Source organism: Virgibacillus byunsanensis, assembly GCF_042675965.1.
GTDB classification, from domain to species: domain Bacteria; phylum Bacillota; class Bacilli; order Bacillales; family Amphibacillaceae; genus Virgibacillus_R; species Virgibacillus_R byunsanensis.
In genome coordinates this window covers 165,877-181,357 of record NZ_JBHTKJ010000012.1, presented here as the reverse complement: position 1 = coordinate 181,357, position 15,481 = coordinate 165,877, and the positions used below count along the sequence as shown (strand labels likewise).

Genomic DNA, 15,481 nt, shown 5'->3' with positions numbered 1-15,481 from the left:
GTAGGGGGTACCTGTTATAGGTGCTCCCGCCATATTATATGATTCAATTAACTCGGTTGAACGATGAACTTTTTACATTAAATGCACTAATGATTGAGCAAATTCAATCTTATCCCGATACAACAATTACACTAACAAACGGCAAAAAAATTGTTGTTAAAGATACAGAGGCGAAAGTTAGTGAATTAGTTACCGGATTTTATCAGGAAATAGGGCTAAGCGGATGTTTGAATAAGGCAGGTGATGGAAGTGAATAAACTAGCGAAAACAATGGTAACATCTTTAATGATTTTAATGTTGGGTGGTGTAATCGCACTAGTTGTGGTACTGAATGTAACTGGTGACAAGAATAATGGGGAAGCTAGATCAATAGACGATATGGTTGAATACTCCCATCAAACATCTGAAATAACAACAGATTTAGAGGATGGCAGTTTTGTACGGATTCAGTTTCAAATCGTTACGGATGGAAAGAAAGCTAAAAAAGAAATTACAAAACGTGAGTTTCAGTTGAAAAATATACTCATTAAAGAATTAGCGACGATGAACGAAAAAGATTTTAAAACTGGTCTTTCTAATTTAGAAGACGTTGTGCAATTAAAATTAAATGAAGTAATGACAAGTGGGAAAATAACAGACGTTTATACGATCAATAAAATTTTGCAATAATTATACTAATACTCCGGTATGGAGGTGAGGGTTTTGGCTCAGGAAGTGCTTTCGCAAACTGAGATAGATGATTTATTATCTGCCATTTCTACAGGTGAGATGAACGCAGATGAATTGAAAAAAGAAGAAAAAGAAAAAAAGGTAAAGGTATATGATTTTAAACGTGCTTTACGTTTTTCCAAGGATCAGATTCGAAGTATTACAAGAATTCATGAGAACTACGCACGTTTAGTAACAACGTTTTTCTCAGCGCAATTACGCACACAGGTAAATATCTCAGTTGCCTCAGTAGACCAAATACCTTATGAGGAATTTATTCGTTCCGTTCCAAAAATGACGGTTTTAAATATTTATAGTGTCCATCCATTAGAAGGTAGAATTTTAATGGAGGTAAATCCGAATATAGCTTACAGTATGCTTGATCGCGTTCTAGGTGGTAGAGGCAGTGGAATAAATAAGGTAGAAAATTTAACAGAAATTGAAACATTGCTCATGTCTCAGTTGTTTGAGAAGGCAATGGTGAACCTTCAGGATGCCTGGTCATCATTGGTGGAAATGGATCCTGTATTAGAAGATTTTGAAGTAAACCCACAGTTTCTGCAGATGGTTTCACCAAATGAAACAGTGGTTGTCGTATCATTAAATACGACAATTGGAGAAGCAAGTGGGATGATTAATATATGTATTCCACATATTGTGCTCGAACCAATAATCCCTAAATTATCAGTTCATTACTGGATGCAAACAAGTACCAAGAAAAGAGATCCTGAAGACTATGAAAAATTAAATAGGAATATACAAAGAGCTACTGTTGATGCAGCAACACTGTTAGGGGAAACTACTATAAGTATAGATCAATTGCTACATTTACATAAGGATGATGTAATAGGACTAAATCAATCTATAGACAGTCCATTAACACTGACAGTTAATAACGAACCCAAATTTTATGTGCAACCTGGAAAACATAAAAACAAGATGTCCGTGCAAGTGTTAGAGGAAATTAAAGGGGTGAATGATAATGACGAATGACGGAATGCTTTCCCAAGATGAAATAGATGCACTATTAAAAGTTGGTGAAGAGGAAGACGAAGAAGTAGATACACAGTTCAATGATAACGTGGAAGATTATTTGTCAGATATTGAAATAGATACATTGGGCGAAATTGGGAATATTTCATTTGGAAGTTCTGCTACTACATTATCAACACTATTAAGTCAAAAGGTGGACATAACAACACCTAAAGTGTCGATTGTTAAAAAAGTAGATATAAATAATGAATTTGATTTTGATCATGTCACGATTCAAGTAAATTACGTAGAAGGATTCACAGGAAGAAATGTACTAGTTATGAAATCCGCTGATGCTGCAGTCATTTCAGATATCATGATGGGTGGAGATGGTACAAGTCCTCCAGAAGAGTTAAAAGAAATTCATTTAAGCGCAGCACAAGAAGCTATGAATCAAATGATGGGTTCGGCAGCGACTAGCATGTCAACAGTATTTCAAAAACGAATTGATATTTCACCACCGTCTATTACATTCAATTCAAAGGGTAGTGAACCAAATGAGGAATCGATTCCTGATGAAGATGTATTAGTTAAAGTATCTTTTCAGTTGAAAGTAGGAAATTTAATTGATTCTAATGTAATGCAAGTGATTCCGGTCCATTTTGCAAAAGAGTTAGCTGCACAACTCTTAAATGATTCATCAGCAGAGAACTCTATGGAAGAGGCAGCTGTATCTTTAGAACAATTAGAGAAACCTGCACAGGACAATAATATAAAACAACAAACAAAAGAATATCAAAATGAAAGCCCGCAATACTTAGGTGACAGTATTGATCAACACAATTCTTCCGTGCATCAAGCAACATTTTCAAACCTTGAACAAGTTGATCTTAAAAAGAACGAGCAACGAAATCTCGATATGTTGTTGGATATACCATTAAAAGTAACAGTAGAACTTGGTCGAACGAAGCGAACCATTAAAGACATTTTAGACCTTTCTAAGGGATCTATCATAGAATTAGATAAATTAGCTGGTGAGCCTGTCGATATATTAGTTAATGAGAAATTAGTGGCCAAAGGTGAAGTAGTAGTAATCGATGAAAACTTCGGTGTGCGAGTTACGGATATTATTAGTCAATCAGCTAGATTAATGAAACTTAATAGATAATATTTAGGGGGATGAAACAAATGTCAAAAAAAATATTAATTGTAGATGACGCTGCTTTTATGCGAATGATGATTAAAGATATTTTAACAAAAAATGATTTTGAAGTAGTTGGAGAAGCACAAGATGGTGTAGAGGCAATTGAAAAATACAAAGAATTATCTCCTGACCTTGTAACCATGGATATTACAATGCCTGAATTAGATGGAATCGCTGCCTTAAAAGAAATCAAGAAAGCTAACTCAGAGGCAAAAGTAATTATGTGTTCCGCAATGGGACAGCAAGCCATGGTAATTGATGCTATTCAGGCTGGGGCCAAAGATTTTATTGTTAAACCATTTCAAGCTGATCGAGTAATTGAAGCAATACAAAAGGCATTAGATTAAGAAACGAGTGAGTATGGTGATTAAAAAGTCTTTAACGCGTGTTAGTATCCTAGTATTACTTATAACGATGGGTCTAAATGTTAACTTCCAAGTAGAAGCAGCAAAAGTACCTGAATGTATGGAAATAGAGTGTAATGACGAAGGTGAACCAATAGCTGATGAAACGAAGGTAACTACAGATGATTCAGCAGAGAGTGAAAGTGTTGGAGTCAGCACCGGGTCATTAATCTTTAATTTAATCAAATTAGTTTTAGCTTTACTACTAGTTTTAGGACTTATATATGGATTATTAAAATTTTTAAACAAACGAAACAAACTTTTTTCTAAAGTAAAAGCCCTTGAAAATTTAGGTGGTATATCAGTCGGACCAAGTAAATCGGTACAAATCATCCGAATTGGGTCAAGCTATTACGTTATTGGTGTTGGAGATAATATTGAGATGTTACAAGAAATTACAGATGAAGAGATGATAAAAGATTTAAACGATGATGAGGAACCAACCAAGTTTGACCCTAATCGTTTAATCACATCTTTATTTCCTAAAAAAGAAAACACAGATGAAGAATCAAGTAAAGATCATTTTAAAAACTTGTTTACAACTGAACTTGATAAACTGAAGAAAAACCGAACTAAAATAATTAACCGACACAAGGAAGATAAAAATGAATGAGTTTGTTGATATGTTTGCTAGTGAAGATCCTTCATCTGTTGCCACATCAGTAAAATTATTACTTTTATTAACTGTTTTATCATTAGCACCTAGTATTGTCATTTTAATGACTAGTTTCACACGAATTATTATTGTTCTATCATTTGTTAGAACGTCACTTGCGACGCAACAAATGCCACCTAACCAAGTTTTGATTGGGTTAGCACTATTCTTAACATTCTTTATCATGGCGCCAACATTCAGTGAAGTTTATGATGAAGCACTGCAGCCTCTTTTTAATGAGGAAGTTACGCTGGATGAAGCCTATGAACGTGCTAGTACCCCGATGAAGGATTTTATGGCTAAACATACAAGAGAGAAAGATTTAGCATTATTCGTAAATTATGCTGGGATGGAAAAACCTGAAACGGTACAAGATATTCCTTTGACAACTTTGGTTCCTGCTTTTGCGATCAGTGAACTGAAAACTGCTTTTCAAATGGGATTTATGATATTTGTGCCTTTTTTAATTATTGATATGGCTGTTGCTAGTGTGCTGATGTCTATGGGTATGATGATGTTACCACCGGTGATGATATCGTTGCCTTTTAAAATATTATTATTTGTATTAGTAGACGGTTGGTATTTGATCACACAATCACTTCTAGACGGCTTTTAATGGGCAATTTAACGAAAGAAGGAGGGCCTGCTGTTTGAGTAGTCAATATGTTTTAACCTTAGCTGAAAAAGGCATTTATACCATTTTGCTTGTAGCAGGACCATTACTTATTTTGGCATTAGCTGTAGGTCTACTTGTAAGTATTTTTCAGGCAACAACCCAAATTCAAGAACAAACACTTGCCTTCATTCCGAAAATTGTAGCCGTCTTAGTAGGATTAGTTTTCTTTGGACCTTGGATGTTAACAAGAATGATTGATTTCACCGTAGAAGTATTTCAAAATTTAAATAGATTTGTAGGGTAAACCATGTTAGACATGATTAACATTTCTGCCATTCCTATTTTCTTACTAATATTTGTGCGCGTAGCAGCTTTTTTTGTAACGTTGCCTTTATTTTCTTATCGGACAATTCCAACACATTTTAAAATTGGTTTTAGTTTTTTCCTTGCCTTTATTATGTTTTATACCATTGATTCACCATCGATTGTTTTCGATGAAATGTTTTTGTTATTACTTATAAAAGAAATAATAATAGGACTTTTAATTGGTTTGTTGGCTTATATTATCCTATCAGCAGTACAGATAGCTGGTGGTTTTATCGACTTTCAGATGGGGTTTGCGATTGCAAACGTCATAGACCCACAAACAGGTGCTCAAAGTCCATTAATTGGTCAGTACTTTTATATTATTGCTCTATTATTTTTATTATCGGTTGATGGGCACCATTTATTAATAGATGGAATTTTTTATAGTTATAATTTTATTCCGATTGATGCATTTATACCGTTTCAAAATGAGTCCATCGTCGATTATATTATCAAAACATTTAATACGATGTTTCTAATTGCATTTCAAATTGCTATTCCGATTGTGGGTTGTCTGTTTCTCGTAGATGTAGCATTAGGAATTATTGCAAGAACCGTTCCACAGCTAAACGTATTTGTAGTGGGTTTACCTTTGAAAATATTCGTCAGTTTTGTCGTAATTTTATTTTTCTTAAGCCTCTACGTTGTATTAGCTAAAAATTTATTTGAATGGATGTTCCAGTCTATAAGAAGCTTGATGCAATTGTTCGGAGGTGCATAACTTGCAATTACAATTAAATTTACAATTCTTTGCAGGTGGCGCAGAAGAAAAGACAGAAAAAGCAACTCCAAAGAAAAGACAAGATGAGCGTAAAAAAGGGAAAGTTGCCAAAAGTCAGGACATCAATACAGCATTTCTTTTATTTTTTTGTTTTATTACCTTACTAGTATTTGGTAGTTTCTTCAAAACGAATATGGCCACATTATTTCAAAACGCTTTCAGTGAATACATACAGTGGGAAGTAACAGAAAGTGCTGTGCATCAAGTATTTGTTTCCTCCACGATAGAAATGGCTAAAATGCTTTCACCTATTATGCTAGTAGCAATTATAGCTGGGGTAGCAGCCAATCTAACACAGTTTGGTTTTCTATTTACGACAGAGCCCTTAAAAATGGATTTGAAGAAAATTGATCCGATTCAAGGTGCTAAACGTATATTTTCAGTACGTGCTTTAGTAGAATTGCTTAAATCTTTATTTAAAATCGTTTTTATTGGAGTTATTACGTTTGCAATCATTTGGTTTTATAAAGATGAAATGATGATGCTAGCTTTCAAAAATGTTGATAGCGCACTTGGTTTTTTTGGTAGAATTGCGATGACTATGGGGATTGCCTCAGCACTAGCACTATTTTTCCTGTCTATTTTTGATTTTATCTACCAAAGGTATGACTTTGAAAAAAATATAAAAATGTCAAAAAAGGATATCAAAGATGAACATAAAAACATCGAAGGGGACCCGTTAATAAAATCAAAGATTAAACAAAAACAACGGGAGATGGCCACACGCCGAATGATGAGTGAGGTACCATCTGCTGATGTAGTCATTACCAATCCAACCCATTATGCCATTGCGATAAAATATAACGAAGATAAAGCTAGTGCGCCATTCGTTGTTGCTAAAGGCGCGGACCATCTAGCATTTAAAATTAGAGAAATTGCAAAAGCAAACGATGTTGTGACAGTAGAAAACAGACCACTGGCTAGATCGTTGTATGATGTGATAGAAATCGGTGATGTCATACCAGAACAATTTTATCAAGCAGTAGCAGAAATTTTGGCATATGTATATAGACTCGAGAAAAAAGCTTAAGCAATAAGGGGAGACAACAATGAAAGCTCGTGATTTATCTGTACTTTTAGCAGTAATATTAATAATTATAATGTTAGTCATCCCTTTACCAGGATGGATATTGAGCATTCTGATTTTATGTAATATATGTCTAGCACTTATCGTTATTTTGGTTTCGATGAATACACAAGAAGCATTACAATTTTCCATATTCCCATCTCTCTTATTGCTATTAACTTTATTTCGTTTAGGACTCAACGTTTCAACAACTAGATCGATTTTATCAGAGGCAGACGCAGGTGGAGTTGTCGATACTTTCGGAAGTTTCGTAATTGGGGATAATCCATTAGTGGGGTTTGTTGTATTTGTTATTTTAGTAATTATTCAATTTTTAGTTATAACAAAAGGGGCTGAGCGGGTATCGGAAGTAGCTGCTAGGTTCACATTAGATGCAATGCCTGGTAAACAAATGAGTATTGATGCCGATTTAAATGCTGGTTTAATTTCCGAACATCAAGCGAAAGAACGCCGTGAAAAAGTGGAGAATGAAGCAGATTTTCATGGTGCTATGGATGGTGCTAGTAAATTCGTTAAAGGAGATGCCATTGCTGGGATTGTTATCGTATTAATTAACGTTATTTTTGGACTTATCATTGGTATGGTCCAAATGGATTTAAGCTTTCAAGAAGCTATTAACACCTATATGCGCTTAACGGTTGGAGATGGTTTAGTAAGCCAAATTCCTGCTTTATTAATTGCAACAGCAACAGGTATTGTGGTAACCAGAGTCACAAGTACAGGGAATCTGGGTAGCGATGTAACTGGACAATTACTACAATATCCAAAGCTCTTATATATCGCTAGTGGTACCATTTTTTTACTTGGGCTAACACCAATAAACTTTTTCTTAACAACAATTCTTTCTGGGTTACTAGCTTTAAGTGGCTATATATTGTTAAGACAAGCAAATGAACAGGATACATCAGATGTAGAGGAAGAAGAACAAACGGAATCATCAGAAATGAAGTCACCTGAGAATGTAGTGAATCTATTAAATATGGATCCTATTGAATTTGAATTTGGCTATGCACTTATACCACTAGTGGATGCAAGCCAAGGCGGAGATTTACTAGATCGCGTTGTCATGATCCGCAGGCAATTAGCAATTGAATTAGGGGTCGTCGTACCAGTTGTTCGAATTCGTGACAATATTCAACTTAACCCTAATGAATACCGGTTAAAGATCAAGGGCAATGAAGTAGCTTTTGGTGAATTATTACTCGATCATTACTTAGCAATGACACCAGATATTGATGATGACGAGATTGACGGAATCGAAACGAAAGAACCCGCATTTGGGCTTCCAGCGAAATGGGTAAGTGAAGATATAAAAGATGAAGCGGAATTATCTGGTTACACAGTAGTTGATCCTCCTTCTGTCGTCTCGACTCATATTACTGAAGTTATTAAAAATCACGCTCATACTTTATTAGGCCGACAAGAGACAAAACAACTTGTGGATCACTTAAAAGAGAGTTATCCGATTTTAGTAGAGGAAGTTACACCTGAGCCATTAGCTATTGGAGATGTTCAAAAAGTTCTTGCCAAATTATTGAGAGAAAATGTTTCTATCCGTAATTTACCAATAATATTCGAAACTCTAGCTGACTTTGCGAAGATGACAAATGACACAGAGCTACTAGGTGAATATGTTCGGCAGGCACTCTCATCACAGATTACGAAACAATATGTACATGATGATATGACCTTAAAGGTGATTACTTTATCTGGTAAAATAGAGAAAACGATTGCTGAAAATATACAACAGACTGAACATGGGAATTATTTATCGATAGATCCAGAGACACAGCAGTCTATTATCAAAACAATTCATGAAGAAGTTGAGAAATTGACGTTACAGGAAGAAACAGCCGTTATATTATGTTCTCCTGCAATACGCATGTATGTTAAACAATTAGTAGACAGGTTCTTACCTCAAGTAGTTGTACTATCTTATAATGAACTTGAACCAACTGTTCAGGTTCAAAGTGTAGGGGTGGTGAATGTAGCATGAAAGTAAAAAAATATGTAGCTCCAACTATGCCAGAAGCCATGCATCAAATTCGAAAAGAGCTTGGTTCTGACGCGGTTATACTAAATTCAAAAGAAGTAAATAACGGGGGATTTTTAGGTTTATTTAAAAAGAGGAGCATTGAAGTGATTGCTGCGCTTGATCGACAACCTCACGTTCCGAGCTCAAAGGATACTTCACGCTCTAAACCGGTTATAAAAGAGTCATTACCTAAGGGACAGACAGATACTGATATACTAGGGGAAATTAGGCATTTAAAGAAGATGGTAGAACAGCAATCAAGTGAGAAACAGGATTATAAAGCAGACTACAAAATAGCCTATCAACATTTGAGGGATCAAGAAATAGTGGCCGAAATAGCAATTGAGATTATAAATTCTGTTGTGGAAGATCATGAAAATAAATCTGTAAATCCAGAGTTAGATGAAATTCTCTATGATACACAAAAAGAAATAGAATCTCGTCTAGGTAAGTTATCTTTTGAGGGACTCTCATTCCATAAAAAAATTATTCACCTTGTTGGTCCTACTGGTGTGGGTAAGACGACAACACTGGCTAAAGTCGCTGCGTCTAGTATGTTGCAAAAGAAGAAAAAAATTGCTTTTATAACCGCTGACACGTATCGTATTGCTGCTATCGAGCAATTAAAGACATATGCAGATATTTTAGATATACCTGTTGAAGTAGCATATGATATTCAAGGATATAAAGCAGCAATAAAAAAGTTCGAAGCATACGATTTGATTTTAGTAGATACTGCAGGTCGAAATTTCCGTGATCCGCGATATATCGAGGAGTTAAAATCAAATATTGACTTTAATGATGATATCGAGACTTTTCTTGTATTATCATTAACAGCTAAACCTAAAGATATTGTAGAAATTTATGAGCAATTTCAACATATACCAATTAAAGAAGTTATATTTACAAAAATAGATGAAACGAGACAATATGGAAGTATGCTCAATATTTCTTTACATAAGAAGATGGGTATTGCCTACATGACGAATGGTCAAGATGTGCCCGATGATCTCATCCTGCCCACTCCTAAAGTAATTAGTAACTACATCATGGGGGCATACCGTAATGTATGATCAAGCCGAGACACTAAGACGTCGATTGGAGATTTCCAAAGAACCCAAACAAGCAAAAACGATTTCTATCGTTAGTGGCAAAGGCGGGGTAGGAAAGTCAAATATAGCGCTGAATTTCTCTTTAGAATTAGTTAAAATGCATAAAAAAGTTTTATTGTTTGATCTTGATGTAGGGATGGGAAATATTGATATTTTACTAGGCTTAAGTGCAGAGAAAACGATTGTTGATATGTTTAATGATTCCCTTTCCATACATGAAATTATTGAAATAGGACCAAGGGGGTTGTCTTATGTGGCAGCCGGTTCAGGATTAACTAATTTCTTTACGATGGATCAGAAGAAACTAGATCATTTCTTCCGTCAATATAAAGAACTAGTTTTACTATATGACTATATAATCTTTGATATGGGAGCTGGGGCTACACAAGATAGTATCCTTTTTATTACTGCATCTGATGAGTGTTTGGTTGTAACTACACCTGAACCAACATCCATTACAGACGCGTATGGTATGATCAAACATATCATCAATAACCAGCAGAATATGCCAATATATGTAATAATGAATCGTTCGTCTACGTATAAAAGTGGCAAAAAGGCAATAGAAAGATTCAAGCGTGTCATTACGCAATTTTTACATGTTGAAATAGAAATGCTGGGTATTCTACCGGAAGATAAATTAGTTTCAACAGCTGTAATTAGGCAAATACCATACACGATTTTAAACGATTCAGCAGCAATCTCTAAATCTATGACTGAGGTTACTCAAAACTATTTATATAATGGAAATCCATTAAAAAAGTCAGAATCCTTTTCTTTTGTAAAAAAGTTAAAACAACTAATGATAGAGAGGTAAATAAAATGAATCCCATACAAACTATAGTAGTAGACGATTCCGCGTTTATGAGGAAAATGATATCAGATATATTATCAAGTGATAATCGAATTAACGTGATCGCTACTGCTAGAAATGGAGAAGATGGGATCAAGAAAATTAAGGAATTACAACCAGACGTTGTAACACTGGATGTCGAAATGCCGATTATGGATGGAATAACCGCATTACAAAAAATTATGGAAACAAACCCGACCTCAGTAGTTATGTTTTCTAGCGTAACGAGTGAGGGGACGGCTAAAACAATTCAGGCTATTTCATATGGTGCAGTCGACTTTATCAGTAAGCCATCTGGTTCGATAACATTAAATTTAACTAATATAAAAGAAGAAATTATTGCAAAGGTTATAACTGCTTCTGAGGTTACATTATCAAAGGTGGTTGCTGCTCAACCATTATTAACTTCCTCTGTACATACAGCAACTATCTCTATGCCATATGACAAGACCATTGTAGCAATTGGTACATCTACAGGTGGACCTAGAGCGCTTCAGCGTGTCTTAACAGAGTTACCTAAGGATTTTCGAGCTCCCATTTTAATCGTACAACACATGCCAGCAGGCTTTACGAAGTCATTAGCAGAACGTCTGAATTCATTAGCTAAAATTAATGTTAAGGAAGCGACCCATGGAGAGATCATACAAGATCACACTGCATATATTGCGCCTGGAAATTATCATATGAGAACACGTAAGGTAGGGACAACACTTGCGATCGAATTAACGGAGGATTCATTAAGGAATGGTCACCGGCCATCTATAGATGAACTCTTTGAATCTTTATCCATTGTACAGAAAGTGAACAAGATTGCAGTTATCTTAACTGGAATGGGAACTGACGGTTCAGAGGGAATAAAGAAATTAAAAGCTAGTGAATCAAAAACAATTGTAATTGCTGAATCTGAACAGTCATCTGTAGTTTATGGAATGCCAAAGGCTGCTGTTCGTACCAATTACGTTAACCATATTGTACATTTACATCAAGTTGGTGAGACGATTACTAATCTAGTACATAAAAATACAGGGGGTAAGTAATATGGATACAGCACAGTATTTGGATGTATTTATTGATGAGAGCACAGAACATTTGGAAGCTTTGTATAAACAACTACTGGAATTAGAGAAAAACCCGAATGGAAAAGGGGTTATAGAAGAAATTTTTCGTGCAGCACACACACTTAAAGGTATGTCTGCCACAATGGGGTATAGTGACTTAGCCAATCTGACACATAAACTGGAAAATGTGTTTGACGGCATTAGATATGACAAAATTAAGGTCGATTCATCGATGGTGGATCATCTGTTTGAAGCCGTAGATCATTTAAATGCTATGGTAGAAGATATCGCCAGTGGTGGCAATGGTAATCAGAATGTATCAAACATGGTTTCCACTTTAGATAGGATTGAAACGGGAAAGGCAGTTGCAAGTAAGGACGAAAATATTTCATTGAAATCAGAAGAAAAAACGTTTACTTCTCTTGATGAATTCGAATTATCTATATTACAGGAATCACAAGAGCGAGGATTCTCCAACTACGAAGTTACTGTAATTCTTCGAGAAGATTGTTTACTTAAGGGTGCTCGTGTATTCATGGTCTTTGAATTGTTAGAAAAAATGGGGGAAGTTATTAAATCCAACCCAACTATATCTGATTTAGAAGAAGAAAATTTCAACGAAACGTTTTCTGTAATACTAGTTTCAAAACATCTGAATCATGAAATCGAAGAAAAAATTAAAAAGGTATCAGAGGTTGATAATTGTATCGTGAATCATTTTTCTGTAACTACATATAAACAAACGTTAGACAAGGAACATACAGAAAACAACGAGCCGGAACCTAATGCACCAAAACCTGATTCATCTGATACTGACTTACATAAATCTGCAGTTAATAGCGGGAGAAGTTCTACTAAAACAATCCGTGTAAATATTGATCGATTAGATATTTTAATGAATTTATTTGAGGAACTAGTTATTGATCGAGGACGCTTAGAGCAAATTTCATTAGAACTAGATCATAATGACCTTCAAGAAACTGTTGAACGAATGACAAGAGTTTCCGGTGATTTACAAGATATAATTTTAACGATGCGAATGGTACCGATTGATCAAGTCTTTAATCGTTTTCCGCGGATGATACGGCAATTAGCACGTGATTTACATAAAAATGTTGATATTGAGATTGTCGGTGCGGAAACCGAGTTAGACCGTACAGTTATTGATGAAATTGGCGATCCACTCGTACACCTCATTAGAAACGCCATGGATCATGGAATCGAAACGCCCAAGGAACGAAAGAAAAAAGGCAAGCCTGAGCAAGGCATCATAAAACTTCAAGCATATCACAGCGGTAACCATGTTTTTATTGAAATTTCCGATGACGGGGCAGGTATTAACAAAGAAAAAGTCTTAAATAAAGCAATTTCAAATGGAGTTATAAGTGAGAGCCATGCTGAAACATTAACTGATAAACAAGTTTTTGAGCTAATTATGGCAAGTGGTTTTTCAACAGCTGATGCCATTTCTGATATTTCAGGACGCGGTGTTGGACTAGATGTTGTAAAAAACACTATTGAATCATTAGGTGGAAATATCACGGTTGATGCAAATGTAATTCAGGGGTCGACCTTTTCGATTCAATTACCTCTTACGTTATCCATAATATCTGTTTTACTAGTCGAACTTAATGAAGAAAAATACGCTATACCACTATCCTCTATTATAGAGACAGCCATTGTTCATAAAGACAAAATTATGTATGCACATAATAAAAACGTTATTGATTTTAGAGGCAAAATAGTTCCTTTGGCATTTCTGAATGATATTTTTTCTGTACCCAAAGAATATACCGAGAATAGTGACTATCTTTCGGTTGTAATTGTTCGTAAAGGAGATAAAATGGCTGGACTCGTAGTAGATTCATTCATCGGGCAGCAAGAAGTAGTATTAAAGTCATTAGGGGTCTATCTATCAGATACGTTTGCTATCTCTGGTGCGACTATTCTTGGTGATGGTCAAGTTGCTTTAATTGTTGATAGTAACGCTTTAATTAAATAAATTTAAATGTGGGAGGAATTAGGATGGAAAATGAACCAATGATTAATAAGAAGGTAATTGTTTTTCAATTGAAGAATGAAGAATACGCTGTTTCTGTCAAACAAGTAGGCTCGATTGAACGAATCCAACATATTACAAGAGTGCCTCAAACAGCCGACTTTGTTAAAGGTGTAATAAATCTGCGTGGAGTGGTAACACCAATTATTGACCTTCGAATTCGTTTTGGATTAGAAGAAACAGAACTTGGTGACTCTTCACGGATTATCATTGTTTATTTAGATGATATGGAAGTTGGTTTAATTGTAGATGCAGCTAATGATGTAATAGATATTCCTGAAAACACTATTGAACCTGCACCTGAAGTAGTAGGAACAGTAGATGTTGATTATATTGAAGGTGTTGCTAAACTAGAAGATAGATTACTGATTTTACTTAATTTGCAAAAGGTTTTAACGAAAGATGAAATGAATGATCTAAAAGCTGTGGAAGGTTAAATTCATGAAATTTTATCATCTATCAATTAAACATATAGACGTTTTACGTGAGATAGGAAATATCGGTGCAGGTAATGCAGCTACATCCATGTCTAAATTACTTAATAAGAAAATTGATATGCAAATTCCTTCTGTGAACATCGTAGCTTTTGATGAGGTAATGGATCTGGTTGGTGGTCCAGACAATCCTATTGTAGCCATATATATACGTATTAAAGGACAGGCACCAGGTTCCGTTTTTTTCATTTTATCCATAGAAGAAGCAGAGCATTTAGTAAGAGAAATTACTACAGATACAAACGTTAAGTTATTAAGTGAGGAACAACCGAGTGAGATAGCTATTTCTGCGTTACATGAAGCAGGAAATATATTAGCGGGGTCCTATTTATCTGCATTGTCAGACTTTACAGAAATAAATATGCAACCTTCCGTGCCACACCTTAGTGTGGATATGGCTGGAGCTGTTTTAACAGTAGGCTTACTCGAACTATCTCACGTATCAGATTATGCTATAATTATAGATACCAAGATTAATGATAATGAAGAAACAAATGGTATTCATGGTCACTTTTTTCTACTGCCAGATCCTGAATCTATTCCCAAAATATTTACAGCATTAGGAATTGACGATCATGAATGATTCACAGATTATTGTAAAAGTTGGTATAGCTGATTTAAATATGGTGTCTGCACCTCAAACAATCCGGACATCCGGGCTTGGCTCGTGTATTGGGGCGGTTTTATATGATTTGCCGAAAAAAATAGCGGGATTAGCACATATTATGTTACCGGACTCAAGCTTAGCAAGGCAGGATTCTATTAATACATATAAATATGCAGATACAGCTATAGACATTTTAATTGAGAAGCTTTGTGAAAACGGTGCTCGAAAATATGCTTTACAAGCAAAATTAGCGGGCGGGGCACAAATGTTTCAATTTTCTTCCACATCTGAAATAATGCGGATTGGCCCGAGAAACGTGGAAGCAGTAAAAGAAAAACTAAACATGCATTATATACCAATTGTCTCCATGGATGTAGGTGGTAATTGCGGAAGAACAATTGAATTTGATCCTGCCACGGGCGAATTGAAAATACGTACAGTAACTAAAGGTCAAAGTTTTATATAGGAAG

Annotated in this window: 18 protein-coding genes; all 18 read left to right on the top strand. The window is 35.2% G+C overall.

Translation table 11 applies throughout. From position 1 onward, the window contains the following. Positions 1 to 38 precede the first annotated feature (38 nt). From ACFQ3N_RS06100 to ACFQ3N_RS06015, 18 genes are read left to right on the top strand one after another with little or no spacing between them, the layout of a single operon-like run. Positions 39 to 257 carry a flagellar FlbD family protein gene (locus ACFQ3N_RS06100; protein ID WP_390360533.1) on the top strand — a complete coding sequence of 73 codons (219 nt, stop codon included), beginning with the start codon at positions 39 to 41 and terminating at the stop codon, positions 255 to 257. Continuing rightward, a complete protein-coding gene (fliL, locus tag ACFQ3N_RS06095) occupies positions 250 to 669 on the top strand; it encodes a flagellar basal body-associated protein FliL (RefSeq protein ID WP_390360531.1) in 420 nt (139 codons plus the stop codon). The genes ACFQ3N_RS06100 and fliL overlap by 8 nt, the downstream gene beginning before the upstream one ends. Before the next feature lie 33 nt (positions 670 to 702). Further along, positions 703 to 1,701, top strand: coding sequence for a flagellar motor switch protein FliM (gene fliM / locus ACFQ3N_RS06090; RefSeq protein WP_390360529.1), 999 nt, complete (start codon positions 703 to 705; stop codon positions 1,699 to 1,701). Then, positions 1,691 to 2,848 carry a flagellar motor switch phosphatase FliY gene (gene fliY / locus ACFQ3N_RS06085; RefSeq protein WP_390360527.1) on the top strand — a complete coding sequence of 386 codons (1,158 nt, stop codon included), beginning with the start codon at positions 1,691 to 1,693 and terminating at the stop codon, positions 2,846 to 2,848. Before fliM ends, fliY begins: the two co-directional genes overlap by 11 nt. Positions 2,849 to 2,868: 20 nt before the next feature. Continuing rightward, the gene (locus ACFQ3N_RS06080; RefSeq protein ID WP_390360525.1) at positions 2,869 to 3,231 is read left to right on the top strand and encodes a response regulator; all 363 of its coding nucleotides are present in this window, start codon (positions 2,869 to 2,871) and stop codon (positions 3,229 to 3,231) included. Between the two features lie 13 nt (positions 3,232 to 3,244). Further along, positions 3,245 to 3,901: a flagellar biosynthetic protein FliO gene (locus ACFQ3N_RS06075; protein ID WP_390360729.1), complete on the top strand. Its 657-nt coding sequence runs from the start codon at positions 3,245 to 3,247 to the stop codon at positions 3,899 to 3,901. Next, entirely contained in the window at positions 3,894 to 4,559 is a 666-nt protein-coding gene (gene fliP / locus ACFQ3N_RS06070) for a flagellar type III secretion system pore protein FliP (RefSeq protein WP_390360523.1), read from the top strand. The genes ACFQ3N_RS06075 and fliP overlap by 8 nt, the downstream gene beginning before the upstream one ends. Positions 4,560 to 4,593: 34 nt before the next feature. Continuing rightward, on the top strand, positions 4,594 to 4,863 hold the full coding sequence (fliQ, locus tag ACFQ3N_RS06065) for a flagellar biosynthesis protein FliQ (protein ID WP_390360521.1): 270 nt from the start codon (positions 4,594 to 4,596) through the stop codon (positions 4,861 to 4,863). Positions 4,864 to 4,866: 3 nt separating this feature from the next. After that, positions 4,867 to 5,646: a flagellar biosynthetic protein FliR gene (gene fliR, locus ACFQ3N_RS06060; protein WP_390360519.1), complete on the top strand. Its 780-nt coding sequence runs from the start codon at positions 4,867 to 4,869 to the stop codon at positions 5,644 to 5,646. Between the two features lies 1 nt (position 5,647). After that, complete coding sequence (gene flhB / locus ACFQ3N_RS06055) at positions 5,648 to 6,736, top strand: flagellar biosynthesis protein FlhB (protein WP_390360517.1); 1,089 nt, start codon at positions 5,648 to 5,650, stop codon at positions 6,734 to 6,736. A gap of 19 nt (positions 6,737 to 6,755) precedes the next feature. Beyond that, a complete protein-coding gene (flhA, locus tag ACFQ3N_RS06050) occupies positions 6,756 to 8,789 on the top strand; it encodes a flagellar biosynthesis protein FlhA (RefSeq protein WP_390360514.1) in 2,034 nt (677 codons plus the stop codon). Beyond that, a complete protein-coding gene (gene flhF, locus ACFQ3N_RS06045) occupies positions 8,786 to 9,901 on the top strand; it encodes a flagellar biosynthesis protein FlhF (protein WP_390360512.1) in 1,116 nt (371 codons plus the stop codon). The genes flhA and flhF overlap by 4 nt, the downstream gene beginning before the upstream one ends. Then, complete coding sequence (locus tag ACFQ3N_RS06040) at positions 9,894 to 10,757, top strand: MinD/ParA family protein (protein ID WP_390360510.1); 864 nt, start codon at positions 9,894 to 9,896, stop codon at positions 10,755 to 10,757. Before flhF ends, ACFQ3N_RS06040 begins: the two co-directional genes overlap by 8 nt. Positions 10,758 to 10,762: 5 nt before the next feature. Next, entirely contained in the window at positions 10,763 to 11,830 is a 1,068-nt protein-coding gene (locus ACFQ3N_RS06035) for a protein-glutamate methylesterase/protein-glutamine glutaminase (RefSeq protein ID WP_390360506.1), read from the top strand. 1 nt (position 11,831) lies between these two features. After that, positions 11,832 to 13,853 carry a chemotaxis protein CheW gene (locus ACFQ3N_RS06030; RefSeq protein ID WP_390360504.1) on the top strand — a complete coding sequence of 674 codons (2,022 nt, stop codon included), beginning with the start codon at positions 11,832 to 11,834 and terminating at the stop codon, positions 13,851 to 13,853. Between the two features lie 23 nt (positions 13,854 to 13,876). Continuing rightward, entirely contained in the window at positions 13,877 to 14,347 is a 471-nt protein-coding gene (locus tag ACFQ3N_RS06025) for a chemotaxis protein CheW (protein ID WP_390360502.1), read from the top strand. Positions 14,348 to 14,351: 4 nt separating this feature from the next. Continuing rightward, positions 14,352 to 14,987 (top strand): chemotaxis protein CheC, encoded by a 636-nt coding sequence (locus ACFQ3N_RS06020; protein WP_390360500.1) that lies wholly within the window; start codon positions 14,352 to 14,354, stop codon positions 14,985 to 14,987. Then, positions 14,980 to 15,477 (top strand): chemotaxis protein CheD, encoded by a 498-nt coding sequence (locus tag ACFQ3N_RS06015; protein WP_390360498.1) that lies wholly within the window; start codon positions 14,980 to 14,982, stop codon positions 15,475 to 15,477. The genes ACFQ3N_RS06020 and ACFQ3N_RS06015 overlap by 8 nt, the downstream gene beginning before the upstream one ends. Positions 15,478 to 15,481: the final 4 nt, after the last annotated feature.